24 protein-coding genes are annotated in these 26107 nt (G+C 73.8%); 10 read left to right on the top strand and 14 right to left on the bottom strand.

The annotated features are described in order from the left end of the window. Positions 1 to 176 precede the first annotated feature (176 nt). The gene (locus AC57BS_RS14560; RefSeq protein WP_496412167.1) at positions 177 to 1706 is read right to left on the bottom strand and encodes an NCS2 family permease; all 1530 of its coding nucleotides are present in this window, start codon (positions 1704 to 1706) and stop codon (positions 177 to 179) included. Positions 1707 to 1734: 28 nt separating this feature from the next. On the opposite strand from AC57BS_RS14560, the gene AC57BS_RS14555 reads away from it, so the two are divergent. Continuing rightward, a complete protein-coding gene (locus AC57BS_RS14555) occupies positions 1735 to 2022 on the top strand; it encodes a DUF2530 domain-containing protein (protein ID WP_496412166.1) in 288 nt (95 codons plus the stop codon). Then, positions 2019 to 2642 (top strand): class I SAM-dependent methyltransferase, encoded by a 624-nt coding sequence (locus AC57BS_RS14550; protein ID WP_496412165.1) that lies wholly within the window; start codon positions 2019 to 2021, stop codon positions 2640 to 2642. Before AC57BS_RS14555 ends, AC57BS_RS14550 begins: the two co-directional genes overlap by 4 nt. A gap of 99 nt (positions 2643 to 2741) precedes the next feature. Here AC57BS_RS14550 and AC57BS_RS14545 read toward each other — a convergent pair whose 3' ends face one another. Continuing rightward, positions 2742 to 3524 carry a DUF3027 domain-containing protein gene (locus AC57BS_RS14545; protein WP_496412164.1) on the bottom strand — a complete coding sequence of 261 codons (783 nt, stop codon included), beginning with the start codon at positions 3522 to 3524 and terminating at the stop codon, positions 2742 to 2744. Between the two features lie 99 nt (positions 3525 to 3623). On the opposite strand from AC57BS_RS14545, the gene AC57BS_RS14540 reads away from it, so the two are divergent. Then, on the top strand, positions 3624 to 5084 hold the full coding sequence (locus AC57BS_RS14540) for an MFS transporter (RefSeq protein ID WP_496412163.1): 1461 nt from the start codon (positions 3624 to 3626) through the stop codon (positions 5082 to 5084). 28 nt (positions 5085 to 5112) lie between these two features. On the opposite strand, the gene AC57BS_RS14535 is transcribed toward AC57BS_RS14540, so the two are convergent. Further along, entirely contained in the window at positions 5113 to 5508 is a 396-nt protein-coding gene (locus AC57BS_RS14535; protein ID WP_496412162.1) for a cold-shock protein, read from the bottom strand. 220 nt (positions 5509 to 5728) lie between these two features. Between AC57BS_RS14535 and AC57BS_RS14530 the strand changes: the two genes are divergently transcribed. After that, positions 5729 to 7852 carry a S8 family serine peptidase gene (locus tag AC57BS_RS14530; RefSeq protein ID WP_496412161.1) on the top strand — a complete coding sequence of 708 codons (2124 nt, stop codon included), beginning with the start codon at positions 5729 to 5731 and terminating at the stop codon, positions 7850 to 7852. A 172-nt stretch (positions 7853 to 8024) separates the two neighbouring features. Here AC57BS_RS14530 and AC57BS_RS14525 read toward each other — a convergent pair whose 3' ends face one another. From AC57BS_RS14525 to AC57BS_RS14500, 6 genes are all read right to left on the bottom strand, one after another. After that, positions 8025 to 9392: an MFS transporter gene (locus AC57BS_RS14525; protein WP_496412160.1), complete on the bottom strand. Its 1368-nt coding sequence runs from the start codon at positions 9390 to 9392 to the stop codon at positions 8025 to 8027. A 41-nt stretch (positions 9393 to 9433) separates the two neighbouring features. Next, on the bottom strand, positions 9434 to 10204 hold the full coding sequence (locus AC57BS_RS14520; protein WP_496412159.1) for a 3-hydroxybutyrate dehydrogenase: 771 nt from the start codon (positions 10202 to 10204) through the stop codon (positions 9434 to 9436). Between the two features lie 98 nt (positions 10205 to 10302). Beyond that, positions 10303 to 12138, bottom strand: coding sequence for a helix-turn-helix domain-containing protein (locus AC57BS_RS14515; protein ID WP_496412158.1), 1836 nt, complete (start codon positions 12136 to 12138; stop codon positions 10303 to 10305). A 59-nt stretch (positions 12139 to 12197) separates the two neighbouring features. Beyond that, positions 12198 to 13418 carry an RDD family protein gene (locus AC57BS_RS14510; protein ID WP_496412157.1) on the bottom strand — a complete coding sequence of 407 codons (1221 nt, stop codon included), beginning with the start codon at positions 13416 to 13418 and terminating at the stop codon, positions 12198 to 12200. A gap of 11 nt (positions 13419 to 13429) precedes the next feature. Further along, on the bottom strand, positions 13430 to 14545 hold the full coding sequence (locus tag AC57BS_RS14505; RefSeq protein WP_496412156.1) for an FHA domain-containing protein: 1116 nt from the start codon (positions 14543 to 14545) through the stop codon (positions 13430 to 13432). After that, on the bottom strand, positions 14542 to 15357 hold the full coding sequence (locus AC57BS_RS14500; protein WP_496412155.1) for a PP2C family protein-serine/threonine phosphatase: 816 nt from the start codon (positions 15355 to 15357) through the stop codon (positions 14542 to 14544). Before AC57BS_RS14500 ends, AC57BS_RS14505 begins: the two co-directional genes overlap by 4 nt. Before the next feature lie 69 nt (positions 15358 to 15426). On the opposite strand from AC57BS_RS14500, the gene AC57BS_RS14495 reads away from it, so the two are divergent. Then, the gene (locus AC57BS_RS14495; protein WP_496412154.1) at positions 15427 to 17694 is read left to right on the top strand and encodes a helicase-associated domain-containing protein; all 2268 of its coding nucleotides are present in this window, start codon (positions 15427 to 15429) and stop codon (positions 17692 to 17694) included. Between the two features lie 31 nt (positions 17695 to 17725). Further along, positions 17726 to 18253: a CGNR zinc finger domain-containing protein gene (locus AC57BS_RS14490; RefSeq protein WP_496412153.1), complete on the top strand. Its 528-nt coding sequence runs from the start codon at positions 17726 to 17728 to the stop codon at positions 18251 to 18253. A 19-nt stretch (positions 18254 to 18272) separates the two neighbouring features. Here AC57BS_RS14490 and AC57BS_RS14485 read toward each other — a convergent pair whose 3' ends face one another. Further along, complete coding sequence (locus AC57BS_RS14485) at positions 18273 to 19031, bottom strand: hypothetical protein (RefSeq protein ID WP_496412152.1); 759 nt, start codon at positions 19029 to 19031, stop codon at positions 18273 to 18275. 96 nt (positions 19032 to 19127) lie between these two features. Between AC57BS_RS14485 and AC57BS_RS14480 the strand changes: the two genes are divergently transcribed. Then, entirely contained in the window at positions 19128 to 20774 is a 1647-nt protein-coding gene (locus AC57BS_RS14480; RefSeq protein ID WP_496412151.1) for a DNA repair helicase XPB, read from the top strand. 68 nt (positions 20775 to 20842) lie between these two features. Here AC57BS_RS14480 and AC57BS_RS14475 read toward each other — a convergent pair whose 3' ends face one another. Further along, complete coding sequence (locus AC57BS_RS14475; protein WP_496412150.1) at positions 20843 to 21883, bottom strand: NAD(P)-dependent alcohol dehydrogenase; 1041 nt, start codon at positions 21881 to 21883, stop codon at positions 20843 to 20845. Between the two features lie 79 nt (positions 21884 to 21962). After that, positions 21963 to 22424, bottom strand: a complete 462-nt coding sequence (locus AC57BS_RS14470) for a MerR family transcriptional regulator (RefSeq protein ID WP_496412149.1) — start codon at positions 22422 to 22424, stop codon at positions 21963 to 21965. 79 nt (positions 22425 to 22503) lie between these two features. Between AC57BS_RS14470 and AC57BS_RS14465 the strand changes: the two genes are divergently transcribed. After that, positions 22504 to 23388 (top strand): oxygenase MpaB family protein, encoded by an 885-nt coding sequence (locus AC57BS_RS14465; protein WP_496412148.1) that lies wholly within the window; start codon positions 22504 to 22506, stop codon positions 23386 to 23388. Continuing rightward, positions 23385 to 23984: an HD domain-containing protein gene (locus tag AC57BS_RS14460; RefSeq protein ID WP_496412147.1), complete on the top strand. Its 600-nt coding sequence runs from the start codon at positions 23385 to 23387 to the stop codon at positions 23982 to 23984. Before AC57BS_RS14465 ends, AC57BS_RS14460 begins: the two co-directional genes overlap by 4 nt. Positions 23985 to 23988: 4 nt before the next feature. On the opposite strand, the gene AC57BS_RS14455 is transcribed toward AC57BS_RS14460, so the two are convergent. Beyond that, positions 23989 to 24711 carry a GntR family transcriptional regulator gene (locus AC57BS_RS14455; RefSeq protein ID WP_496412146.1) on the bottom strand — a complete coding sequence of 241 codons (723 nt, stop codon included), beginning with the start codon at positions 24709 to 24711 and terminating at the stop codon, positions 23989 to 23991. Positions 24712 to 24828: 117 nt separating this feature from the next. On the opposite strand from AC57BS_RS14455, the gene AC57BS_RS14450 reads away from it, so the two are divergent. After that, positions 24829 to 25440, top strand: a complete 612-nt coding sequence (locus tag AC57BS_RS14450; RefSeq protein ID WP_496412145.1) for an alpha-ketoglutarate-dependent dioxygenase AlkB — start codon at positions 24829 to 24831, stop codon at positions 25438 to 25440. On the opposite strand, the gene AC57BS_RS14445 is transcribed toward AC57BS_RS14450, so the two are convergent. After that, entirely contained in the window at positions 25427 to 26107 is a 681-nt protein-coding gene (locus AC57BS_RS14445; protein ID WP_496412144.1) for an SRPBCC family protein, read from the bottom strand. The genes AC57BS_RS14450 and AC57BS_RS14445 overlap by 14 nt on opposite strands.

The raw sequence follows: 26107 nt of genomic DNA, 5'->3' as shown, positions 1-26107 counted from the left end.
GACCGAGGTCGCTCGCGTGGAGTCCCCGCATGAGCGGGGACTCCACCTCCTGGAGGGGGTTGCAACGGCCTCCAGGAGTCAGACTTCCCCGACAAGTCGCGGGGGTCGTACGTCGCACACGCGCGGCAGCCGCGACGTGTGGCCCGACGCCGGGTGGTCGCCCGGGCGGGGAGCGGTCAGGAGAGCCAGCCGCTGATCGGCGTGTAGGCGAAGTAGACGACGAACAGCGCGGCGACGACCCACATCAGCGGGTGCACGTCGCGCAGCTTGCCGACGACGACCTTGATGAGCACGTAGGCCACGAAGCCGGCGCCGATGCCCACCGAGATCGAGTAGGTGAAGGGCATGAGCACGATCGTGAGGAAGGCGGGGATGGCCAGCTCGAGGTCGCGCCAGTCGATGTCGGCGACCTGCTGCATCATCAGGAACCCGACCAGCACGAGGGCCGGGACGGCGGCCTCCGACGGGATGGCCGAGACCAGCGGGGTGAAGAAGGTCGCCAGCAGGAACAGCACGCCGGTCACGATCGACGCGAGACCCGTACGGGCGCCCTCGCCGACGCCGGAGGCGCTCTCGATGTAGGAGGTGTTCGAGGAGACACCGGCCGCGCCACCCGCCATGGCGGCGACGGAGTCGACGACGAGGATGCGCTGCGCGTTGGGCGGGATGCCCTCCTCGTCGTTGAGGCCGGCCTCGGCGCCGATGGCCGTCATCGTGCCCATCGTGTCGAAGAAGTCGGCAAGCAGGAGGGAGAAGACCAGCAGCAGCGCGGCCAGCACGCCGGTGCCGGCGCTGCCGAAGGCGCCGAACAGATCGACGTCGCCCATGGTGTCGAACGACGGCAGGCCGACGACGTCACCACTCAGGGCCGGCACGGTGAGCGACCAGCCCTTCGGGTTCTCCGCCGAGGAGGCACCGATGTCGCCGACGGCCTCGACCACGACCGCGACGATCGTCGTGACGACGATCGAGATCAGGATCGCTCCCCGCACCCGGCGTACCCACAGGGCGATGACCAGGACCAGCCCCAGGCAGAACACGAGGACCGGCCAGCCGCCGAGGTGGCCGTCGGAGCCCAGCTGAACCGGGACGGTGGTCTGGAAGGCGTCCGGGATCCGTGTCACGACGCGGGCGTCGACGAAGCCGATGAGCGCGATGAACAACCCGATGCCGACCGAGATCGCCACCTTGAGCTGTTGCGGCACGGCGTGGAAGACCGCCTTGCGGAAGCCCGTCAGGACCAGCAGGAGGATCACGATGCCCTCGAGCACCACGAGTCCCATCGCGGCCTCCCACGTCGACTGCCGCGCGATCGAGTTGGCGACGAAGGCGTTGAGCCCGAGCCCGGTCGCCAGGGCGAGCGGGAAGTTGGCGAAGCCGCCCATGGCGATGGTCAGCACGCCGGCCACCAGCGCCGTGCCGGCCGCGATGGCCGGGATCCCGCTGCCCGGCTCGGCCCCGCCGCCGAGGAAGGCCCCGGTGGAGTCGGGCACGAAGCCGAGGATGAGGGGGTTCAGCACGATGATGTAGGCCATCGTCAGGAAGGTGACGACGCCGCCGCGCACCTCGCGGCCGACGGTCGAGCCTCTCCTGCTGATCTCGAAGAACCCGTCGAGGCCGGTGGCCCTCGGCGGCTGGGGTGCGGTCTGCGTCTGGTCGCTCACGGGACCGCAGTCTGGCAGAAGCGTGCTACGTCCGTGTTTCATCTCCGCGCGCGCGTGTAGCGTGACGGCCGTGGACCTGGGTGACGAGCAGCCGACGCAGCACGAGATCGGCCGGCGCACCTACATCGTCGCGCAGGTCGAGCCGCTCGACGTCGACGGCGTACGCACCACCGAGGTCGGCACCGCGCTCTGGCTGCTGGGCTTCCTCGGGCTGCTGCCCTTCTGGGGCGCGCTCCAGGAGAGCGGCCGCACCTGGTGGCTGTGGACCTGCCTGGCCGGGTTCGGGCTCGGCCTGTGCGGGCTGGAGTACTGCCGCCGACGGCGCAAGGAGCGCGCTGCCCTGCAGGCGGAGGCATGAGCCTGCCCCCGACCCGCTGGGAACTCAGCGGCCCGGCCAACCACGGCTACGGCAGGAGGTTCGGCGAGCTCGTGGCATCGGGCGAGGACGTCGACGGCGAGGCCCGGCTGGCCGACACGCTCCTCCCGCGCGGGGGTCGGGTCCTCGACGTCGGGTCGGGGATGGGGCGGGTCGCGGCGGCACTGTCCGCCCGCGGGCACGAGGTCGTCGCGGTCGAGCCCGACCCGGTGCTGGCCGAGCAGTCGCGGCGTACGTATCCCGACCTCGAGGTGCTCCCGCTCGACGCCCGGTTGCTGGCCGCCGACGCGCTGGAGCGGCACGGACGACCCACCTCGTTCGACCTGGCCGTCCTCGTCGGCAACGTCATGGTCTTCCTGGCCGAGCGGACCGAGCGCGAGGTGCTCCGGCGCGTACGGGACCTCCTGGCGCCGCGCGGCCGCGTGCTGGTGGGCTTCCACCTGGACGGCGGACCGCCGACGGCCCGCCGCTATCCGGCGGACGAGTTCGTCGCGGACGTCGAGGCCAGCGGCCTGCGGGTCGCCCTGCGAGCCGGCTCCTACGAGCTGCACCCGCCCGCCGACGACTACGCCGTCTGGGTGCTGGAGCACCACAGGAGCTGATTGCGACGCGCTCGTGCGACTTCGTGCCTCAGTCGCGTCGCTTGCTCGATCTGGCCGCACCCACGTCACGACCTCGTTCGTCGGTCGCGACCGTGCGTCTCAGAGCGCCTCGACCTCGTCGTCGGTCAGCGTGTCGAACACGTGGTCCGGCAGCGGCAGCGGCTGCTGCTTGCGGGCGAGCTTGACCTCGGAGTGGGCGCCGCACCCGTGATCGAGGGTGACCACCCTGCCGTCGTCGTTGGCGTTGCCGTTGGCGCAGACACCGAACCGGTCGGACAGTGAGCCGTTGAGGCGCACCAGGAAGCCGCAGGACCAGCAGTGGTCGGGGGCGCTCTTGGCCAGCGGCGCCTCGGGGCCGCCGGGTCCGGCGTGCCACCGCTCGGCGGCCATGTCGATGCCCTCACGGCTCAGGGTCCGTACCCGGCCCAGGCCGAGGTCCTCGGCCACGCGGCGCACCTGCGCCCGGGCGTCGGCGTCGAGCGGGTCGTCGCCGACGAGGTAGGTCGGGACCAGCCGGACGTCCTCGTCCTCGACGGGGAGCAGGTCACCGGGCGAGAGGTCGCCGGGCTGGAGCCGCTCCTTGTAGGGGACCCACGCGGGTGCCACGATCGCCTCGTCGCCCGGCAGCAGCACGACCTCGTTGACGGTGAGGTCCTTGCCGCGCTTGGCGCGGGTCATCGTCACCGACCAGTACCAGCCGGGGTAGCCCGCGCTGAGGCACGCGAAGTGGTGGGTGACGACGCGCTCGCCGTCGGCCCGCACCCCCAGGTGGTCGCCGACGTCGCCGGGCTCGGCGACCTCGAGGACGACGGTGCGGGCGAGGTCCACGGCCTTGGCGAGGGTCGCGTCCGGCTTGCCGGCACGGGTGGGGAGAGCAATCACCTGCGCATCATGGCAAATGGTCGGTGGTCCTGTCCCGTCGGGACGCCTGCCGGGACGGCGTACGCGGCGCTGTCGGGCGCGTAGGTCAAGATGGTGCCCGTGACCTCCGAGCGCCCCGACACCGCTGCGGGACAGGAGCACGGGCCCCCGCGCGACACGTCCGGCGGGAGCTCGGGGGGCGCGCCACGGCCGCCGCGCGACAGCGCCGTACGCCGGTCCCTGTCCGGTGCCGCCCGCGGGGTCAAGGCCGCCGGCCGCGGGGCGCGCGTCGCCGGCCGCGGCGCCGGCAGCGCGGGCCACTACGCCGTCTCGCAGGCCAGGCGGGCAGCGCGCGCGGAGGGCGCCGGCGACTCCGGGCTCTCCCGACTGATCGAGCTCCACGCGTTCAACGCCGCCGGTGACGCCGCGGTGGCGATCTCGCTCGCCGGCACGCTCTTCTTCCAGGTCCCGACCGGCGAGGCGCGCGGCCAGGTCGCGCTGTTCCTCGGGCTCACGATGCTCCCGTTCGCGATCGTGGCGCCCCTGATCGGGCCGTTCCTCGACCGCTTCAGCCACGGTCGGCGGTGGGCCGTGGGCGCGACGATGGCGATCCGCTGCTTCCTGTGCTGGGTGCTCGCCACCGCGGTGGTGACCGAGTCCGGCTGGCTGTTCCCGGCCGCGCTCGGCTGCCTGGTGGCGTCCAAGGCCTACGGCGTGACACGGGCCGCGGCCGTGCCCCGGCTGCTGCCGCCCGACCTGACCCTGGTCAAGGCCAACGCGCGCGTCTCGCTGGCCGGCGTGGTCGGCGCCGGCATCTCGGCACCCCTGGCGATCCTGGCCTCGACGTTCGGTCCGGAGTGGTCGCTGCGCTACGGCTTCGTCGTGTTCGTGCTCGCCACGATCTGGGCGATCCGCCTCCCGGAGAAGGTCGACGCCAGCCAGGGCGAGGGCGAGCTGGTGCTGACCGGCTCGACCGACCACACGGGCACCACCCGCCGGCCCCGCACCCGGATCCCGGGCGCGGTCGCGTTCGCGCTGCGGGCCAACTGCGGGCCCCGGTGGCTGTCGGGGTTCCTCACGATGTTCATGGCGTTCCTGCTGCGCGACAACCCCATCGGGGAGTGGCGGCCCGAGGTGCTGCTCGGCCTGGTGATCGGGGCGGCCGGGCTCGGCAACACCCTCGGCATCGCGATCGGGTCGGTGCTCAAGCGCCTCAACCCCGCGGTGACGGTGGTGCTCGCCCTCCTCGCCGACGTGGCTGTCGCGGCGCTCGCCGCGATGTTCTACGGGTTGGTGACGCTGGTGCTGCTCGGCCTCACGGCCGGGCTGGCCCAGTCACTGGCCAAGCTGTCGCTCGACTCGACCATCCAGCGCGACGTGCCGAGCCGGATCCAGGCGAGCGCGTTCGCCCGGTCCGACACGACACTTCAGCTCGCCTGGGTGATCGGCGGCTTCGTCGGGATCGCGATGCCCCTCATGCCGCAGCTCGGCCTCGGCATCGCCGCCGGTGTGCTCGGGGCGTGGGCGACCTTCGTGCTCCTCAGCCGCCCGGGCCGCGCGGCGCAGCCGGCCAGCACCTGAGGGGCCCGTACGTCGCCAGGGACGGGTCTCAGATCTCCAGCTCGTCGGCGAGCGCGCGCAGCACCTTGGCGGTCCCACGGGCTGCGGCACGCTCGGGGTGCCGGCCGCGACGGTAGGTCTCCTCGACGCCCTCGAGCATCTTGATCAGGTCCTCGACGATGGTGACCATCGCCTCGGGCTGCTTGCGCTGGGCGTTGCGCTGGTTGCGGGTCACCGAGGCGGGCGCGTCGACGACGCGCACCTGCAGCGCCTGGTCGCCGCGGCGCCCCTGGGCGATGCCGAACTCGACCTTGGTGCCGGCCTTGAGGGTGGTGGTCCCCTCAGGCAGCGCATCGGAGTGGACGTAGACGTCCGGGCCGTCCTCCTGCGACAGGAAGCCGAAGCCCTTCTCCGCGTCGTACCACTTCACCTTGCCACTCGGCACGGTCCACCCCACTCAGCTCTGCGCGACTCTGCGCCCGACGCCGCGCGGATCGCGGCCCGGCAAAGGATAGGCGGCCGGGTGGCCCGCCGACCAACGGGTTGCACACTCGTGCCGGACACCACCTGGGGATCCCTCCACGTGACTGGTGGGACCGTGGGAGACTCTGAGGTCCCACCGCGCGGGGGCGCGGCGACCAGACGATCGACAGCGGGAGAACAGCGTGCGTGCACGACGAGCGGGCAGACTGGCGGGCAGCGCCATCGGGTGCGGGCTGCTCGCGCTCTCCCTCGGCCTGCCCCTGGCCGGCGTCGCCACCGCCGACGACGCCCCGACGACCGGTGCTCCCCCGCCGCTGACGCTCGTCACCCTGACCGGCGCCGGCACCGCTGGCGGGCGCGCCGCCGCCGATGAGCTCTTCGCACGCCAGGACGCCGTGCTCGCCGCCATCGGTGCCGACCAGCCCGTCTACCGGTGGACCACCGCGCTCAACGGCTTCGCCGCCCGCCTGAGCGACGCCCAGCTCGCCGCCCTCGACGACCAGCCGATGGTCGCCTCGATCGAGACCGACACCGTGCGCCCGCTGGCCGGGCGTACGTCCCTGGCCGCGGTGCGCGGCGCCACCGCTAGCCCGCGGCTGCGCGGTGGGGCGGGAGTGGTCATCGGCGTCGTCGACTCGGGCATCGCGCCGGAGTCCCCGGCGTTCGCGGACGTCCCCGGTCTCGGCGCCGACCCGGAGGGTTTCGCCGGCGCGTGCGCCGAGGGCGACGGGTGGACGGCCGAGGACTGCACGCGCAAGCTCGTCGGGGCGCGGTGGTACGTCGAGGGCTTCGGCGCCGACCGGGTCCGCTCCTCGGAGTCGCTCTCCCCTCTCGACGTGCTCGGCCACGGCACGCAGGTCTCCTCGGTCGCAGCCGGCAACGCCGCGGTCAGCGTCCGGGTCGAGGGCCGCCCGGCCGGCAGCTTCGGCGGCGTCGCGCCGCAGGCGCGCATCGCCGCCTACAAGGCGTGCTGGGGAGCACCCGACCCGACCGACGACGGCTGCTCGACCGCCGACGTGGTGTCCGCGGTGGACGCCGCCGTCGCCGACGGGGTCGACGTGCTGACCCTCGCGCTGGCCGGCGGCGAGCGCCTCGACACCCTCCAGCTCGCCCTGCTCGGCGCGGCGGAGGCCGACGTCGTCGTGGTCGGCGCCGCGGGCAACTCCGGAGCCTCGGCGTACGCCTCGCACGCGGGCCCGTGGGTCACCACCGTCGGCGCCGCCGTGGGCCGGATGTCGCGCGGACGCGTGGCGTTGCCCGGCGGCAGGGCGTGGACCGGCGGCGGGCGGCCGAACGACGTGAGTGGCAGGGCCGTCCTGGCGCAGGACGCAGCCGCTCCCGGGGCCTCGCGCAGTGCGGCCGGCCAGTGCCGGCCCGACGCCCTCGACGCACGCGCGGTGGCCGACCGGATCGTGGTCTGCCGCCGCGGCGGCATCGGTCGCATCGACAAGTCGGAGTCGGTCTCCCGAGCGGGCGGGCGGGCCATGGTGCTCGTCAACCGTGACCCCGGCGCGGTCAGCGCCGACTTCCACTCCGTGCCGACGATCCACCTGTCCGCGGCGGACGGCCGGACCTTCAGCCGCTGGGTGGCCCGCCACCCCGACGTCCGGCTGCGGATGTCGCGGGTGCTCGGCGACCCCGGCACCCGGCGTACGGCTCCGTGGAGCGCCGCGGGCGACCCGCGCGGGGCGTCCCTCAAGCCCGACGCGGTGGCCGACGGCGACGCGGTCCTCGGCGCGCTGCCGGAGTCGACCGGGCGGAGCTGGGGCGTGTTCAGCGGGAGCTCGGCCGCCACCGCCCACGCCAGTGGCCTGGCCGCCCTGCTCCTCGGTCGCCACGACGACTGGTCGGCGGCCAGGGTGCGCTCGCTGATCGTGACGTCGGCCCGGCCGATCCCCGGCTCGTCCGTCCTCGAGCAGGGCACCGGCGCCCTCCCCGGCCGCGCACCGACCGCGCACCTGGCCTTCGACGTGTCCCCCCGCGCGTGGCGGCGTGCGCTGCGCACCCGCTCGCTCGACCGCCTCAACACCAGCTCGCTGCTGCTGTCGGCGCGGCAGTCGCGGGCCGTGCGCACCGTGACCAACGTGGGACCCCGCCCCGAGTACTTCTCCGTCACCGCCCGCGGCTTCACCTCGCACCGGGTCCGCGTGCAGCCGCTCGCCGTACGCCTCGCGCCGGGTGAGTCGGCCGACTTCACCGTGACGGTCTCGGGGCCGACCAGCCCGGGCGTCCTCGACGACGGCGTGCTCGTCTGGCTCGGCGCCCGCGGCGGAGTCACCCGCGTCCCGGTCGCGCTGACCCGCTGAGCCGCTGACCCGCTGAGCCGTACGGCGCGTCGAACAGGACGAACCCGCCGCAGGAAGCCCCTCGCCGGTCGGCGCACGCCGCGGCACCGGACTTCCTCCTGTCCGACAGGCCGGAACGCACCGACGGGCCGCCGTCCCCTGGGGACGACGGCCCGTTCTCCTTCGTGGTGCGTCAGTCCAGGACGCGGTCGTGGCGCAGCGAGCTGGCCTTCGTCTCGTGGGCTAGGAGCACGGCCACGACGGTGATCACCGACGCGACGGTCATGTAGATGGCGACCTTGGGGACGTTGCTGACCCCGGCGCTGGCGTCGCCGAGCAGCTCGATCGCGATGATCGGGGCGAGCGCGCCGGCGAAGATCGAGGCGAGCTGGTAGCCCACCGAGGCGCCCGTGTAGCGCACCGAGGTGCCGAACAGCTCGGAGAAGAACGCCGCCTGCGGGGCGTACATCAGGGCGTGCAGGACCAGGCCGACGACGATCGCGAGGATGATCTTGCCCTCCGAGCGCGAGGCGATCAGGTCGAAGAAGATCCACGACCAGGCCGCGACGCCGACGGCGCCGACGAGGTAGAGCGGGCGGCGGCCGACGCGGTCGCTGAGCGCTCCGATGACCGGGATCGCGAGGAAGTGCACGACGGAGCCGATCAGCAGGGCCTTGAGGATGAGCGACTTGTCGTCGGCGGTGCCGGCGTAGATCGTGAGGAACGAGATCGAGATGATCGTGAAGAGGTAGTAGGAGATGTTCTCCGCCATCCGCATCCCCATGGCCACGAAGACCTCCTTGGGGTACTTGCGGAAGACCTCGACCAGCGGCAGGTGGGCGGTCTCCTTGGTCTCGAGCTCGGCCTTGGCCTCGGCGAAGACGGGCGACTCCTCGATGGAGAGGCGGACCCACAGGCCCACGCCGACCAGCACGGCGCTCAGCAGGAACGGGATGCGCCAGCCCCACGACTCGAAGGCCGCGTCGGACTGGACGGCCGCCAGCACCCAGAGGACGCCGGTGGCGAACAGGTTGCCCAGCGCGACGCCGGCCTGCGGCCACGAGGACCAGAAGCCGCGCTGCGAGTCGTCACCGTGCTCGGCCGCCATCAGGACCGCGCCACCCCACTCGCCGCCCACCGCGAAGCCCTGGAGCAGGCGGCAGGTCAGCAGGAGCAGCGGGGCCGCGACGCCGATGGAGGCGTACGTCGGCAGCAGGCCGATCGCGAAGGTCGCCACGCCCATGAGGAACAGGGAGAAGACCAGCATCTTCTTGCGGCCGACCTTGTCGCCGTAGTGGCCGAACACGATGCCGCCGAGGGGGCGTGCGACGAAGCCGAGGGCGTAGGTGCCGAACGCCAGCAGGGTCGCGGTGGCCGGCTCGCTCTCGGGGAAGAACAGCGTGCCGAAGACGAGCGCGGCCGCCGACCCGTAGAGGAAGAAGTCGTACCACTCGACGGCGGTGCCGATCAGGGACGCGAAGACGACCTTGACGATGCTGGTGCGCTCGGGCTCGGTGCCCGGTGACCCGCTGCCGGTCGCGGTGGAGGTGTCGGTGGTCATGACGTGCCTTTCGTGGGGGGGGCGGTGAGGGGCCGGACGCCTCAGGCGGCGGTCCAGCCGCCGTCGAGGGAGAGGGAGCTGCCGGTGATGGAGGTGCCGGCCGAGCCGCAGAGGAAGGCGACCGCGTCGGCGACCTCCTCGGGCTCGACCAGCCGCTTGAGCGGGGTGCGGGCGAGCAGGACGGTGTCGAGGACCTCGTCCTCGGGGATGCCGTGGGAGCGGGCCTGGTCGGCGAGCTGGCCCTCGACGAGCGGCGTACGGACGTAGCCGGGGCACACGGTGTTGCTGGTCACGCCCTTGTCGGCCGCCTCGAGCGCGATGACCTTCGAGAGCCCCTCGAGGCCGTGCTTGGCGCTGACGTAGGCCGACTTGTAGGCCGACGCGCGGTGGCCGTGCACGCTGGAGACGTGGACGATCCGGCCCCAGCCCCGGGCGTACATGCCGGGCAGGACCCGGCGGGCCAGGAGGAACGGGGCGTGCAGCATCAGCGCGTGGATCGTGCGGAACCGCTCGGGCTCGAAGTCCTCGATCGGCGCGACGTGCTGGATGCCGGCGTTGTTGACGAGGATGTCGGCGGCGACGTCGAGGCGCGCGATCGCCGCCTCGTCGGTGAGGTCGACCACGTGCGGGGTGCCGTGGACCTGCGCGGCCACCTTGGCGACGCCCTCCTCGTCACGGTCGACCAGGTGGACCTCCGCGCCCGCCTCCGCGAGCCGCGCGGCGACGGCGGCGCCGATGCCACTGGCGGCCCCGGTGACCAGCGCGCGACGTCCGGCCAGGGCGGGCGCGGCGGTGTCTCTGACGGTGCTCATGCCCGACACCGTAGGGACGGGCGTGACGCACGGCACATGGTGTCGGAATCCATACTTCGTGCGGCTCAGTGTGATCAAGTCACACCTTCAGGCGTGGATCAGCCGCCCTGGAGCCGGGCCAGCCGCAGGGCGAGCTGGAGGTCGAGCGCCCGTGCCGGCTCCCGCCAGCCACTGCCGAGCAGCTCCCCGACCCGCTCCAGCCGCTGGGTCACGGTGTTGGGGTGGACGTGCAGGACGCCCGCGGTGTCCTTGAGGTGGCCGCCGGTGGCGAACCACGCCTCGATCGTCGCCACGAGGCCGGTGCCGCGGCGCTCGTCCCAGGCTCGCACCGGTCCGATCATCGTCTCGACGAAGGCGGCGACGTGCTCGGGATCGTTGTCGCCGAGCAGCAGCCGGGCCACCCCGAGCCCTGCGGGGTCGCTGACCTCGCCGCGCCGGCCGAGGCGTACGAGCGTGTCGAGGCAGCGCCGCGCCTCGTGGTGGGCCGCGACGAGCCGGTCGCCGCGGAGGCCGTCGCTCGTCGCGGCGACGCCGACGGTGCCGACGCCGCCCAGGTCGGCGATGGCCGAGCTGAGCTCGGCGCCGACCCGCAGCGGGTCCTCGCCCGGCACCACCAGCACGATCGCACCGCGGTGCTCTCCGGCGAGACCGGCGCTGCGCCGGGCCAGGGCGACGGCGGCACGGCTGGCGCGGTGCCGGTCGGCGCCTTCCACGGTCGCGGTCGCCACGACCAGGGGGCCGTCGAGGCGGGCGCCGTGACGGCGTACGCGCTCGCGCAGCCGCTCGCGCGACTCGGCGTCGGCCTCCAGCAGGTCGGCGAGCAGCTGGCCGCCGAGCCGCTCCTCGGCGTCGGTGACGGACCGGGCGAAGAGGAGGACGAGCGCGGTGACGAGTGCACCGCGTTCGAGCGTGCGGCGCCCGGCGAGGTCGAGCGGCTCGTCGCGCCGCAGCACCAGGGTCGCGACGTGCTCGGTGCCGGCGAGCGCCGCTGCGACCATCCCCGAGCCGACGGCCACCGATCGCCCCGAGGCGACCGCGCCGGGCACGACCTCCCGCCACTCCAGGCCGGGGTCCTCCCCCGCCAGCAGCTCGCCCGACGAGGTCCACACCGAGGCCGCACCGTCGAGCACGCCCGACAGCACGTCGGCGACCTCGGCCACGCCACCGCCGCCGATGAGCACGTCGGTGAGCCGGTCGTGCGCCAGCGCGGCGGCGTCCACGGCCTCGGTGTGGCGGGTCAGGGAGCGGTTCGCCTCGTCGAGCTCGGCGAACAGCCGGGCGTTCTCCAGCGCCACGACGGCGTGGGCCGCGAACGACGTCAGCAGGCTGACCTCGTTCTGCGGGAAGCGGCGTACGGACCGGTGGACCGCGAGCAGGGCGCCGATCACGACCCCGTCGAGCACCAGCGGCACCCCGAGGATCGCCCGGATCTGCTCACCGGCGACGGCCTCGTCGATGTAGCCCTGGTGCACGAACCGCTGGTCGGTCGAGTAGTCCTCGGTGAAGTAGGCCGCGCCGGTCTGCGCGACCAGCCCGAGCAGGCCGGTCCCCAGCGGCAGGCGGAGGTTCTGGAACTCCCGGGTGAGCGCGCCGTCGGTGACCTTCATGTAGGACGCGCCGTCGCTCTCGTCGTTGAGGGAGAGGTAGGTCATGTCGCAGTGCAGCAGCTGGCGCGCGCGACGCACGATCGCGGCCAGGATCGTGTCGACGTCGCGGATCGCGGTGAGGTCCGAGGCGGTCTCGTAGAGCGCGGAGAGCTCCGCCTCCCGCGAGCGCATCCGCCCCATGAGGTCGCGCAGCCGGACGGCGACGTCGTACTCCGATCGCAGCACCGCGGCCTCGGCCTCGCCGAGACCGGCCTCGGCACGGGCGAGGTGCTCGTCGAAGGCGGCGAGCGGCGCCTCGTCGTAGAGCAGGTCCAGGAAGGTCGGCACGGACACATCCTGCCGCCACGTCCTGTCGCGTGGGCAGCGGCGGTGGCTGCGCCGAGTGCTCAGTGCTCGCGGGAGATGGTCATCTCGCGGTCGCCGTAGACGACCTTGTCGCCGTCGACGAGGGCCGCGGGCTTGCCCGGCGCGAGCTGGCGCGAGACGCCCTGGCGGACCAGGACGGTGCCGTTGGTCGAGCCGCGGTCCATCACGACGATGGTCCCGTCGTGCGCCGGGCCGAACTGGGCGTGGGTCTTGGAGACCGACATGTCGGCGGAGGAGAGCGGGATCAGGTGGGCGACGTTCTCCCCCGACCGGGCCTCGGGCCGCCGGCCGACCAGCGCGAGGCCGGCGATCACGAAGCTCTCGCCGTTGTCGAAGTGCACCCGCCAGCGCGGGTGGGCTGACGCAGGCGTACGGGTCGGCGCCGGCTGCTGGTGGTGCGGCGGCTGCTGCCACTGCGGCGGGGCCGGGTGCGGCTGCTGGGGCCACGGCTGCGCAGGCTGGCGCGGGGGCTGCTGCGGGGGCTGCTGCGGGGGCTGCAGCGGGGACTGCTGCGGGTGGGGCCGGACGGGTGGGGGCATCGGCGCCGGCGCCGGGTGGGGCGCGGGCTGGGGAGGAGCGGCCTGGGGCGCGGCGGCGCGGGGCGGAGCGGTGACGGCGGCGGGAGGCTGGGCGAGGTCGGCCGGCAGCGGCTGGCGGCGTACGGAGTTCTCCGAGCGTTCCGGCGTCTTCACCGCCTCGACCGGCGGAGCCGGGACCAGCCGCATCGCGGTGAGGTTCACGATGTGCCGCGGGCCGTCGTCGGCGCCGTCGTCGGCGACCTCGACGACGGGGCGTACGTCGACCACGACGGTGTCGGTCAGGTGGTCGTGCCATCCGCGGCGCTGCCGGCCGCGGTCCTCGACGGCGGTCCACGCCAGGGTGGCGACCCCGATGCCGAAGGTGGGCAGGCCCGAGGCCCCGAGCACGAACGAGCGGAGCAGGGCCGGTCCCACGCCGATCGGAGTGCCCGTGCCGTGGTGCACCACGCGCAGGCCCGTCATCGCCTTGCCGGGCGAGGTGCCGCTGACCCCGAGCACGATCGCGAGCACCAGCCAGAGCAGCACCATCGCACCGGCCACGGCACCGACCACGGTCCAGACGTCGTCGGAGACGAACAGCGCCGTGCCGACGCCGACGGCCGCCAGCAGGGTCCACGCGAGCAGGCGGTCGACCGCGAACGCGACGAACCGCCGCTCGAGCTGGGCGACCGGATAGGTCAGGGGCTGGGGGTGCTGGGTCACGACGGTGCGGTTCAGGGGTTGGTGACCTGGATGGTGACGCCGTCGCCCAGGTCGAGCACGGCGCCGGGGACGAGGCTGACCGCGATGCCCGGCTTGAGCTCCTCGGCGTCGAGGCCGGGCAGGGCGAGCACGGTGCCGTTGGTCGAGCCGAGGTCGGTGGCGATCGCGGAGCCGTGGTCGGCCCCGGCGCCGGGCCGGATCTCGAGGTGCGTGGAGGAGATCTCCTGGTGCGGGCTCGGCACCGTCACGACGTGGGGCTGGTCCTGGGAGGCGAAGCGTCGTGCCTCCGGCGCGCGACCCACCAGGACGGTCCGGTCGACGGCGACGACGTCGCCGGTCGAGAAGACGAGGGCGGCGACGGGTCGCGAGACCACCTCGGGGGCGATCTCCTGGCCGGGGATCGGCGGGCGGTCGAAGTCGGGCGCCGGCGCGCCGATCTGGGTCTGGCCGTCGCGGTCGGACCAGTCGTCGGCCACGGCGGGCGTCTCACCGGTGGGCGTCGGGTCGTCGGCCGGCTCGCCGAACTGCATCGGCGCGTCCGCCGGCTCGGGTGCCGGCTCCACGGCGGCGACCGGCTCGGGAGCGGCCTCCGGCTCCGGCTCGGGCTCCGGCTCGGGCGTGACGGCGGGCTCGGGCTCGGGCTCCGCCTCGGCCGCGAGGGCCGGGGCAGCATCCTCGGTCGCCGGCTCCGCGGCGGGGGCCGGCGCACCGAACTCGACCACCGACACGCGCGCCAGGCCGGGCGCGAGGAGGTGCTCGGCCGCGGCGTCTCCGGTGAGGGTGACCCTGATGCTGGAGACGCCGGTCACCAGCCGCTCGGCCCAGGCGGTGCCCGGGGCGGCGCTGACGAGCTCGTCGCCCCCGGTGGAGGAGACGGCTGCTGTGGGGGCACCGCGGACGAGGAGCCGGGTGCGTTCGTCGCCGTGGGCGACGAGGGCGAAGTGGTCCAGCGAGGACAGACCGTCCGCGAGGAGGGCGTCGAGGAGCGCGTCGGCACCGGCGCCGGAGTCGGCGAGGTCCCAGAGGCCGGCGACGCGCCCGCGCTGGCTGCCGGGCAGCAGGACCGTGGCCCGGTCACCGACCACGGCGTACCAGTCCCCCGCGGCGAACCTGGCCTCTGTGCTCACAGTCGTCCCCCCAGCTTCGATTCGAGACTCTCCAGCTGCCGCTGCGAGTCGTAGGTCGCGTCCTTCACCAATCCCACCACATCGACGACGATCGCCGTCGCGTTGTCGCGACCGCCGGCGGCGACCGCCGCCTTGACGAGCCGGTCGGCGGCGTCACGCGGGTCGGCGACGGACTCGAGGATCTCCTCGATCTCCTCGTCCTCGATCATCCCGGTGACGCCGTCGCTGCACAGCATCAGGCGCTCGACCGAGCCGAGGGGCAGCAGGAAGAAGTCGGGCTGGATGCCTCCGGGGCTGCCGAGCGCGCGCGTGATGACGTGCCGCTCTGGGTGCACCGAGGCCTCCTCGGGCGTGATCTGGCCGGAGTCGACGAGCTCCTGCACGACGGAGTGGTCGACGCTGACCTGCTCGAGCCGGCCGTCGACGATGCGGTAGATCCGCGAGTCGCCGAGGTTGACGAGCAGCCACTTGGTGACACCGTCGTCGTCGACCAGGACGGCGGCCACCGCGGTCGTGCCCGCGTGCCAGCCCGGCTGGAGGGCACGGTGTGCCTCGCCGTAGTCGATGATCCGCGCCTGGGCGCGGGCGAGGGCGTCGGACACCAGCTCGGCCCCGCGACGGGGGTCGTAGGCCTCCGCGAGCCGCTGGAACTCCTCGACGACCATCCGGCTGGCCACGTCACCGCCGGAGTGTCCGCCCATGCCGTCGGCCACCACGAACACCGGGGGCGCGACGAGGTAGGAGTCCTCGTTGACCTTTCGCACCAGTCCGACGTCGGTCGACGCCCCGTGGTGCAGATCGACGTCCTTCATGCCCAGCCCTCTTCGCCCCGTGTCGAGATGTGGGGCCGCGGTCTCGACCCGGCGAGTAGCGTAAGAGGGATGTCCAGTTCAGGGCGGACGACACCCGCACGCACCCTCGCCGACCAGCTGCGCGGCTGGCCGGACGAGCGGCTCGTGGCGCTGCTCCGGGCCCGTCCAGATCTCGCCACACCCGCCCCTCAGGATTCGTCGCAGCTGGCCTCGCGGGCCGCCACGCGTTCGTCGATCCACCGCGCCCTCGACAGCCTGGACCATCTGGAGCTCTCGGTGCTTGATGCCCTGCTGGTTGCAGGTCAAACCACCTCCGAGGAGCTGATCTCGATCGTGCGGGCCGACGGGGACCGGACCGCTGCCGCGCTCCAGCACCTGCTCGACCTGGCGCTGGCGTGGGAGGCGCCCGGAGGCGTACGCCCACTGACGGGCGTGGCCGACGCGATGCGCGGGATGCCCGGCCTGGTGAGCGGGCTGCGGCCCTCCAGCCCCGACCCGGCGGCTCCCGCCGAGGTCACGGCGCGGATCGCGGAGCTCTCCCCCGCCGCGGCCGCCCTGCTGCGCCACGTCGACGAGCACGGCGGGGAGGGGACGACCGGGTCGGCGCGGCGCACCGTGTCACCGGCCGAGGCCCGCTCGCCCGCCGAGGAGCTGCTCAGCCGCCGCCTGCTGGTGCCGCGTGACGGCGACTCGGTGGTGCTGCCGGGCGAGGTGGGCCTGGCGCTCCGCGGAGGTCGTACGACCACCGAGCCGGTCGACGACGTGCCGGCGCTCGCCACGTCGGCGCGCGACGCCGCGCTCGTGGCCCGCAGCGCGGCCGGCGCGGCCTTCGACGTCGTACGCCGGGTGGAGCTGCTGCTCGACCACTGGGGCGTGCAGCCCCCGAGCGTGCTGCGCAGCGGCGGACTGGCGGTCCGCGACCTCAAGGCCGTCGCGCGCGACCTGCACGTCGACGAGCCGGGAGCGGCGCTGGTCGTCGAGGTGGCGCTCGCGGCCGGACTGATCGCCGAGGCCGCCGACACCGACGGCTCCCCCGCATGGCTGCCGACCGACGAGTTCGACGTGTGGTCCGGCCGGCCGATCTCCGAGCGCTGGACCCGGCTGGTGGGCGGCTGGCTCGCGAGCAGCCGGGTGCCGTCGCTCGTGGGCTCGCGCGACCCCGCCGGCAAGGCCTGGAACGCCCTCGCGCCGGAGCTCTCCAGCGGGCTGGCCGAGGAGGCGCGCCGGCTGGCCCTGCGGGTGCTGGCGGAGCTGCCGGACGGCGAGGTCCTCGCCGCGGGCACCGGCATCGCCTCGCTCGTGCAGCGCGTGCGCTGGCTGCGCCCGCGGCGGCCCACGACCTTCGCCGACCTGGTCGCGGCCGCCGTGAGCGAGGCGGCGGTGCTCGGCGTCAGCGGAGCCGGCGGGCTCCCCCCGAGCGGTCGGCACGCCGCCGAGGACGACCTGACGGCCGCCGCCGCGGCCATCGACCCGCACCTGCCCCGGCCGGTGGACCACGTGCTGCTGCAGGCCGACCTCACGGCCGTCGCGCCCGGCCCCCTCGAGACCGAGGTCGCCCGACGGCTGCACCTGCTCGCCGACGTGGAGTCCCGCGGCGGGGCGACCGTCTACCGGTTCACCGCCGGGTCGGTGCGCCGCGGCCTCGACGCGGGCTGGTCGGCGGCCGAGGTGCGCGACTTCCTGGCCGCGGTGTCGCAGACCCCGGTGCCGCAGCCGCTGGAGTTCCTGGTCGACGACGTGTCCCGCACGTTCGGCAGCGTCCGCGTCGGCCACGCCGAGGCCTTCCTGCGGTCCGACGACGAGGCCGCCCTCGCCGCGCTGGTGCACGACGCGCGCGCCCGGAGCCTCGGCCTGCGCCTGCTCGCACCGACGGTGGCGATCGCCACCTCGCCCCTCGACGTGCTCCTGCCCCGCCTGCGCGAGCTCGGCGCCGCTCCCGTCGTCGAGGCCGCCGACGGCACCGTACGGGTCAGCCGTCCCGACCTCCGGCGCGCGCGCACCCGTCGCGGTCGCCGGCCCGCCGGTGCGGTCGAGGCCCGCCGGGCGGCCGAGCTGCAGGCGGTGGCCACCGCGATCCGTGCCGGCGACCGGGCCCGGTCCTCGCGACCGGCGACCGCGGAGACGACCACGCCGTCCGGCGCGCTCGCGGCGCTGCGCGAGGCCATCGAGGCGGGCAGCACCGTGGTGATCGGCTACGTCGACAACCACGGCGCGACCGGTGAGCGGGTCGTCGACCCGCGCCGCCTCGACGGCGGCCGGCTGGCGGCGTACGACCACCGCGCCGACGACGTGCGCGAGTTCGCGGTGCACCGCATCACCGGCGTCCGCCGGGCGTAGGCGCGCCCCGCCCCCTCCGTAGACTTGCCGGATGGACTTCATCCGGTACGCCGAGCGCTCGGCGGCGCTCGTCAACGCCGAGCTCCTCGACGAGGAGGCGCTGCGCGCGCACCTCGCGGACCGCTCGTGGCTGCACCGGTCGCTCGTCGAGGGCGACGTGGAGTCCCTGCAGGCCTTCCGCTCCGAGCTGCGGGCGGTGTTCGAGGCCTCCGACGTCGACGACGTGACCCTCGTCGTGAGCTCGCTCAACGACCTGCTCGCGCGGCACCCGGTCACGCCGATGATCTCCGACCACGATCCCGACAACCTGCACATGCACGTCGCCAACCGCGCCGCCTCGGTGGCCGAGCTGCTCATCGGGGAGGCGCTGATGGGCCTGGCCAACCTGGTGTGCGACCTCGGCGCCACCCGCCTCGGGATCTGCTCCGAGGCCCGCTGCGACCACGTCTTCGTGGACACCTCGCCCAACCAGTCGCGGCGCTACTGCTCGGACCGGTGCTCATCGCGCGCCAACGTGGCCGCCTTCCGGGCCCGCCAGAAGGCCGCGTCCGCCAGCTGATCCGCTCGATCCGGCTGCCTCAGCGCGGCAGCACGTGGAGGTCGACGAGCAGCGCCTCGGGCACGGCGTACCGCCCGCGGCCGAGCATCAGCTCGTAGCCGTAGGGACCCTCACCGGGGTCGAACAGCACCCCCGCCACGACCCCGTCGAGCTCGACCGCCTGCGCGCCGTCCGGGACGTAGGGCCACGGGAGCCGGTCCGCGACCGCCGACACCTCGTCGACCCGGTCGGCCGCGACGAACGCGCCACACCCCTTGTCGATCGAGAGTCGGGTCGCGGACGGCATCTCGATCCACTCGCGGACCGCGGCCAGGTTGCCGACCACCGCGACGGCTCCCTGCACGCGGACGCCTCGCGGGGTGTCGCGCCGCAGGACCGCCATCTCGACGGGCAGCAGCTCGCCGCGCAGCTCGATGCGGACGGACACTCCTTGCCAGGCGACCGACATCGGGTCGTAGGCACAGATCGAGCCGTGCGGGGCGACGATCGGGGGCGCGACGACCCGCTCGACGACGGGGTCGGCCCCGTACGCGGTCGGCACGACCGTGCCGTAGGGCAGCAGCTCGTCGGTGGTCATGCCGCTGCGCAGCCGCGGCGGTGGAGGAGCGTCCTCCAGCTCCTCCTCCGCGCTGAGCGGTGTCGGGTACGTGCCCCAGCCTGCGGGCAGGCCCGCTGCCTCCTTGGTCGCCGCCACCACCGACTCGAACCAGTCCAGCTCGTCCTCGTCCATGCCGTCCCCGCCCTCACGTGCGCCGTCCGTACGGTCGCTGCGCCGCATGCTGGCACGGCCGTGCTGGCCCCGTCCGTAGAATCGTCGGGTGCAGATCACCCCACGAGATCGCTCGCTGCGCTCGCGCTCCCGCAGGGACCCCGAATGAACGACGGTCCCCTCATCGTCCAGTCGGACAAGACGCTCCTGCTCGAGGTCGACCACCCGTCGGCCGCCGAGGCGCGGAAGGCGATCGCACCGTTCGCCGAGCTCGAGCGCTCGCCCGAACACATCCATACCTACCGCCTCACGCCGCTCGGCCTCTGGAACGCCCGCGCCGCCGGCCACGACGCCGAGCAGGTGGTCGACGCCCTGCTCACCTGGAGCCGGTACGCCGTCCCGCACGCGCTGCTCGTCGACGTCGCCGAGACGATGGGCCGCTACGGCCGGCTCCGGCTGGAGAAGCACCCGGTCCACGGGCTGGTGCTCTCCTCGACCGACCGGCCGGTGCTCGAGGAGGTGCTGCGCGCCAAGAAGGTCGCCGGCATGGTCGGCGCGCGCCTCGACGACGACAGCGTCGCGGTGCACCCGAGCGAGCGCGGCAACCTCAAGCAGGCGCTGCTCAAGCTCGGCTGGCCGGCCGAGGACTTCGCCGGCTACGTCGACGGCGAGGCGCACGCGATCGACCTGGCCGAGGACGGCTGGACGCTGCGTCCCTACCAGCGCGAGGCGGCCGACTCCTTCTGGGACGGCGGGTCCGGTGTGGTCGTGCTGCCCTGCGGGGCGGGCAAGACGATCGTCGGCGCGGCCTCCATGGCGCAGGCGCAGGCGACCACCCTCATCCTCGTCACCAACACGGTCAGCGCGCGGCAGTGGAAGGACGAGCTCGTCGCCCGCACCTCGCTGACCGCCGACGAGATCGGCGAGTACTCCGGCGCCGTCAAGGAGGTCCGGCCGGTCACGATCGCGACCTACCAGGTGCTGACCACCAAGCGGAAGGGCGTCTACCCGCACCTCGAGCTCCTCGACGCGCGCGACTGGGGGCTCATCGTCTACGACGAGGTGCACCTGCTGCCGGCGCCGATCTTCCGGATGACCGCGGACCTCCAGGCCCGCCGCCGGCTCGGCCTCACCGCGACGCTGGTGCGCGAGGACGGCCGCGAGGGCGAGGTCTTCTCCCTCATCGGCCCCAAGCGCTACGACGCGCCCTGGAAGGACATCGAGGCGCAGGGCTGGATCGCGCCCGCCGACTGCGTGGAGGTGCGGGTCACCCTCCCCGACGGCGAGCGACTGGCGTACGCCACCAGCGATCCCGACACCCGCTACCGCCTCGCCTCCTGCACCCACGCCAAGATCGACGTGGTGCGCGACCTCGTGCGCCAGCACGCCGGCCAGCCGACGCTGGTCATCGGCCAGTACATCGACCAGCTCGACGAGATCAGCGAGATGCTCGACGCCCCCGTGATCAAGGGCGAGACGACGGTCAAGGAGCGACAGCGGCTCTTCCAGGCGTTCCGCACCGGCGAGATCGACCTGCTCGTGGTCAGCAAGGTCGCCAACTTCTCCATCGACCTCCCCTCGGCGGAGGTGGCCATCCAGGTCAGCGGGTCGTTCGGCTCGCGCCAGGAGGAGGCGCAGCGCCTCGGCCGGCTGCTGCGGCCCAAGACCGAGGGCCGCACCGCGCACTTCTACACGATCGTGTCGCGCGACACCGTCGACGCCGACTTCGCGCAGAACCGGCAGCGGTTCCTCGCCGAGCAGGGGTACGCCTACCGGATCGTCGACGCCGGGGACCTCGCCGCCGAGGCGTGACGCCGAGGTCCGCCGGGACCGGCGGCGTACAACATCCGACCGGGCCCCGGCGTGACGACCACCGCGGGTCAGGCGAGCGTGCTGCTGTCGATCACGAACCGGTAGCGCACGTCGGAGGCGAGCACGCGCTCGTACGCCTCGTTGACCTGGTCGGCGGCGATGACCTCGACCTCGGAGCCGATGCCGTGCTCGGCGCAGAAGTCGAGCATCTCCTGGGTCTCGGCGATGCCACCGATCATCGAGCCGGCGAAGGTGCGGCGGTTGCTGAGCAGCGAGAACACGTTGAGGCTCAGCGGCTCGGCGGGGGCGCCCACGTTGACCATCGCGCCGTTGACGGCGAGCAGGCCGAGGTAGGCGCTGACGTCGATCTTCGCGCTGACGGTGTTGATGATCAGGTCGAAGGAGCTCGCGAGCGCCTCGAAGGTGTCGGGGTCGCTGGTGGCGAAGTAGTGGTCGGCGCCCAGGCGGAGGCCGTCCTCCTGCTTCTTCAGCGACTGCGACAGCACCGTGACCTCGGCACCCATGGCGTGAGCGATCTTGACGGCCATGTGCCCCAGCCCGCCGAGGCCGACGACGGCGACCTTCTTGCCGGGCCCGGCCTGCCAGTGCTTGAGCGGCGAGTACGTCGTGATGCCGGCGCACAGCAGCGGCGTGGCGGCCGCGGGGTCGAGGCCCTCGGGGATCGAGAGGACGTAGTCGGCGTCGACCACGACGTGGGTGGAGTAGCCGCCCTGGGTGATGGTGCCGTCGCGGTCGGTGGCGGCGTACGTGCCGACCATGCCCTCGCGGCAGTACTGCTCGTCGCCGTTGCGGCAGTTGTCGCACGTGCCGCACGAGTTGACCATGCAGCCGACGCCGACCCGGTCGCCGACGCGGTGGCGGGTGACGTCGGCGCCGACCTCGGTGACGGTGCCGACGATCTCGTGACCCGGGACGAGCGGGAAGGGCTGCGGGCCCCAGTCGCCGTTGACGGTGTGGATGTCGGAGTGGCAGATGCCGGCGTACTCGATGGCGATCAGCACGTCGTCGGCGCCGACCTCGCGGCGCTCGATGGTCGTCGGGGCCAGCGGCTCACCGGCTGCGGGTGCGGCGTAGGCGTTCACGCGCATGGGGGTGTCTCCTTGGTCTCTGGGGTGCTCTGTGGGGATGCCCCGGGGCTGCCCCGGGGCGTACGTCGGCGGGTGCCGACTAGTGGTCGGTGACCGCGCGCAGCTCCTCGGCGAGGTCACGCGCCCGGGACGCGATGTCCTCGCTCCGGGCGGCGTCGCCGTCCTCCACGGCCTGCCAGTAGCCGATCTTCAGGTCGACGTAGCGCTGGCGCAGGACCAGCCGCTCCGCCTCGACCCTGAGGTGCTGCTGCTGCAGCTCGAGCAGCTCGCGCTGCTCGGCCGCGGCAGCGGCACCACGCCTGGCGTTGGCCATGTAGTGGCGCATGTCGTCGAGCCCCATCCCGGTCGCGGCCAGGCAGGAGACCGCCATCAGCTGGTCGAGGTCGTCCTCGCCGTAGACGCGGTGTCCGCTGCTCGCGCCGCGGCTGATCGGGGGGATGACCCCGACCTGCTCGTAGTAGCGCAGCGTGCTGGCCGGCAGCCCGGTGAGGGCTGCGGTCTCCCGGATGGTGTAGCTGCGGGGCTCGGCGTAGGCGGTCACGACCTCGACGCTAGGAACTTCGAGTACTCGAAGTCAAAGCCGGACCGGGGCGTTGGGGGCCGTCGCTACTCTCGACGTCGTGACCCTCCGCGAACGCCTCGGCGCCGAGCTGTTCCGCAAGGTCGCCGGCCCCGACGGCCCGCGCAACCGCGAGCGCGTGCACGGCACCCCGGGCCCGCGGTGGTTCGCGCCCGACTCCCCGATCACCCGCGTGCACGGCGACGCCTCGATGTTCGTCGGCGGCATCCGCGCGATCATGCTGCAGTCGCTGCACCCGGCGGCGATGCAGGGCGTGGCGGACCACTCCGGCTACCGCGGCGACATGTGGGGACGCCTGGCGCAGGTCTCCACCTACATCGCGATGACCACGTTCGGGGCCGAGCGCGACGCCCTCCAGGTCATCCGCGCCGTCCAGCGCGCCCACGAGTCGGTGACCGGCACGATGCCCGACGGCACCCCGTACGCCGCCTCGGACCCGCACCTCCTCGGTTGGGTGCACGTCGCCGAGGTCGACAGCTTCCTGCTGGCGCACGACCGGTTCGGGCACGAGCCGCTCGTGGGGGCGGAGCGCGACGAGTACGTCGCCCAGACCGCGCACGTCGCGGCCCTGCTCGGCGTGACGGACCCGCCCACGACCGAGGCCGGCCTCCGCGCGACGCTCGACGCCTACCGGCCCGAGCTCGCCGGGACCCCCGCCGCGCGCGACGCCATCTCGTTCCTCGTCTGGCATCCCGACCTGCCGGTCGCCGCGCGCCCGGCGTACCTCGCCCTCGTCGGTGCCGCCGTGTCGCTGACGCCCGAGTGGCAACGCCGCGAGCTGGGTCTGCCCCATCCGCCCGTGCTCGACGAGGCGCTGGACCGGGTCGTCGGCCGCGCGCTCGGGAAGGTGTCGACCGGCGCCATCCGGTGGGCGATGGCGTCCGGGCACGCGCAGGCGCGCGAGCTCCAGGACGCCCGCGGGTGACCCCCGCCCCGATGACGCTCGCCGGGCGGTGGCCGCTCCCCGACCACCACGACCTGCGCGAGGAGCTGCTCGCCGCCTGGGACCGTCCCGGCTACCACGACCTGCTGCACCTCGAGGAGGTCCTCGAGCGGCTCGACCGGCTGGCCGCCGCGGGCGCCGGGTTCGACCGGACCGCCGTCGCGCTCGCCGCCTGGTTCCACGACGCGGTCTACGAGGGGGCCGAGGACGACGAGGAGCGCTCCGCCCGCTGGGCCGAACGGACCCTGCCCGCGGCGTACGCAGCCGAGGCGGCGCGGCTGGTGCGGATGACCGTCCACCACCGCCCGGACGACGACGACCCCGCGGGTTGCGCGCTCAGCGACGCCGACCTCGCGATCCTCGCTGCGCCGCGCGAGCGGTACGACGCCTACGTCGCGGGCGTGCGGGCCGACTTCGCGCACGTGGGCGACGCGGACTTCCGCGCCGGCCGGGCGGCCGTGCTCTCGGACCTCGCGGCGAAGCCGCACCTGTTCCACACCTCGCAGGCGCGCGAGCTGTGGGAGGCGGCGGCGCGGGCCAACCTCGAGCGCGAGCTCGCCGAGCTGCGCCGCGGGTGACGCGTCAGCGGTCGTTGAGCTGGAGGTAGACGGTGAAACGGTCGTGGCGGTAGCAGGTGCGCGACACCTCGACGATGCGCCCCTCCGACACGGCACGACGGGCGTGGCGCAGGACCGGGTCGCCCTCGGCGATCTCGAGGATCGCCGCCTCGTCCGCGCTGGCACGGTCGGCGCTGATGGAGTCCTCGACCTCGGTCGGGCGCAGGCCGCGCGCACCGAGGGCCTCGTAGAGGCTCGTGGGCGTGCCGTGTTGCAGGAAGCCCGGCAGCAGCACCTCGTTGAGGTAGGCGTCCTCGACGCAGACGATGGCCGCGTCGGCACGGCGCAGCCGCCGCCAGTGCAGGACCGGGTCGCCCGGTGAGATGTCGAGCGCCCGGGCCACGCCCGGGCCGGCCTGCTCGACGCGGGCGAGCAGCGTCTGCGACTCCGGCAGCATCCCGCGGCGGCGCATCTCCTCGGTGAAGGAGGTCAGGCGTCCGGCGTTCTTGGGCGGCTGTGCGACGAAGGTGCCGCGGCCGGGGATCCGCTCGAGGAGGCCCTCGGCGACGAGCGCGTCGAGCGCCTGTCGTACGGTCATCCGCGCCACGCCGAAACGAGCCACGAGCTCGCGCTCGGACGGTGCCGCGGAGCCCGGCGGCTGCGCCTCGATGAGGCTGCGGACGTGCTCGCGGACCTGGACGTGCTTCAGCGCCCGCTGTCGCGGGACGACGACGTCGACCGGATCCATAGCAGTCAGGCTAGGACTGGTCTGGACGGGTGTCTCCAATTTGACGGTTCCTTCGATAAACCCTCGACATCCCGAGGGGGTCGAACGTCTGTTCGACTCGGCTGGTACGCTGCCGTCGTGGACTACCAGACGTCCCTCTTCGCCGACCACACCGCGGATTCCGTGGCGCTGTCACCTGAGCGTCGCCTGCTGACCCGCGGAGCGTGGGTCGACGTCCAGCGCAGCTGGCTGGCGGACCCCGACGCCGTGTTTTCCGCACTCGTCGAGGAGGTGCCGTGGCGCGCCGAGCGACGCGAGATGTACGACTCGGTGGTCGACGTCCCCCGCCTGGTCCACACCTACCTCGCTGGTGCCCCGCTCCCCCATCCCGCACTGGACGAGGCACGTACGGCACTGAGCCGGCACTACCGGCCCGAGCTGGGCGAGCCGTTCGTGACGGCCGGCTGCTGCTTCTACCGCGACGGTCGCGACTCGGTCGCCTGGCACGGCGACACGATCGGCCGCGGCCGCACCGCCGACACGATGGTCGCGATCGTCAGCGTCGGCGACCCGCGCCGGCTGCTGCTGCGGCCCCGGGGCGGCGGGTCGTCGATCGCGCTGACGATGGGGCACGGCGACCTCGTCGTGATGGGAGGCTCGTGCCAGCGCACCTGGGAGCACGCCGTGCCCAAGGTGGCTCACGCAGGGCCGCGCATCTCCGTCCAGTTCCGCCCGCTCAACGTCTTCTGAGCAGCCTCCGCACGACGACGAGCACCACGATCGCGGCCAGAGCCTGCTTCCAGTAGGACTTGAGGATCACCGGCAGCACGGCGCTGCCGAGGTCGAGCGCCTCGGGCTCCCGTACGGGCCGGGGCGGGGGTGGTGCCGGAGGAGGCGGCGGCGCGGCCGCGGCCGCCGGCGCAGTCGCCTCAGCGGCAGGCTCGGTCGGCGGCGCGGGTGCCGGTTCGGGCTCAGGCGCCGTGAGCCGCTGCTCGAGGCACGCCACGAACTGACCCAGCAGCTTGTCCGAGACGTCCTGCATCACCCCGCGCCCGAACTGTGCGGGCTTGCCGGTGATGGCGAGGTCGGTCTCCACCGCCACGTCCGTCGAGCCGCCCGCGTCGCTCATCGACACGGTCACCTTCGCCCCGGCCGTACCGTTGCCGCGCTTGTCCTTGCCCTTGGCGTCGACGACGAACCGGTGGGCCTCGGCGTCCTTCTCCACGAAGGTGCCGCTCCCGTTGTACTGCAGCGCGATCGGCCCGAGCTTGACCTTGACCGACCCCGAGAAGGAGCTCTCGTCGGCCTCGGTGACCTGCGCGCCCGGGAAGCACTCGGCCACCGAGGCGATGTCGTTGAAGTGCGCCCAGGTCTCCTCGACGCCGATCGGGACGGTGAACCGGTGGTTCAGCTCCAC

This window comes from Nocardioides sp. BGA-UO-ETr-FS32, assembly GCF_059567905.1.
Note: the sequence above shows the minus strand (reverse complement) of the source record. Positions and strands in the feature narration are given on the sequence as shown.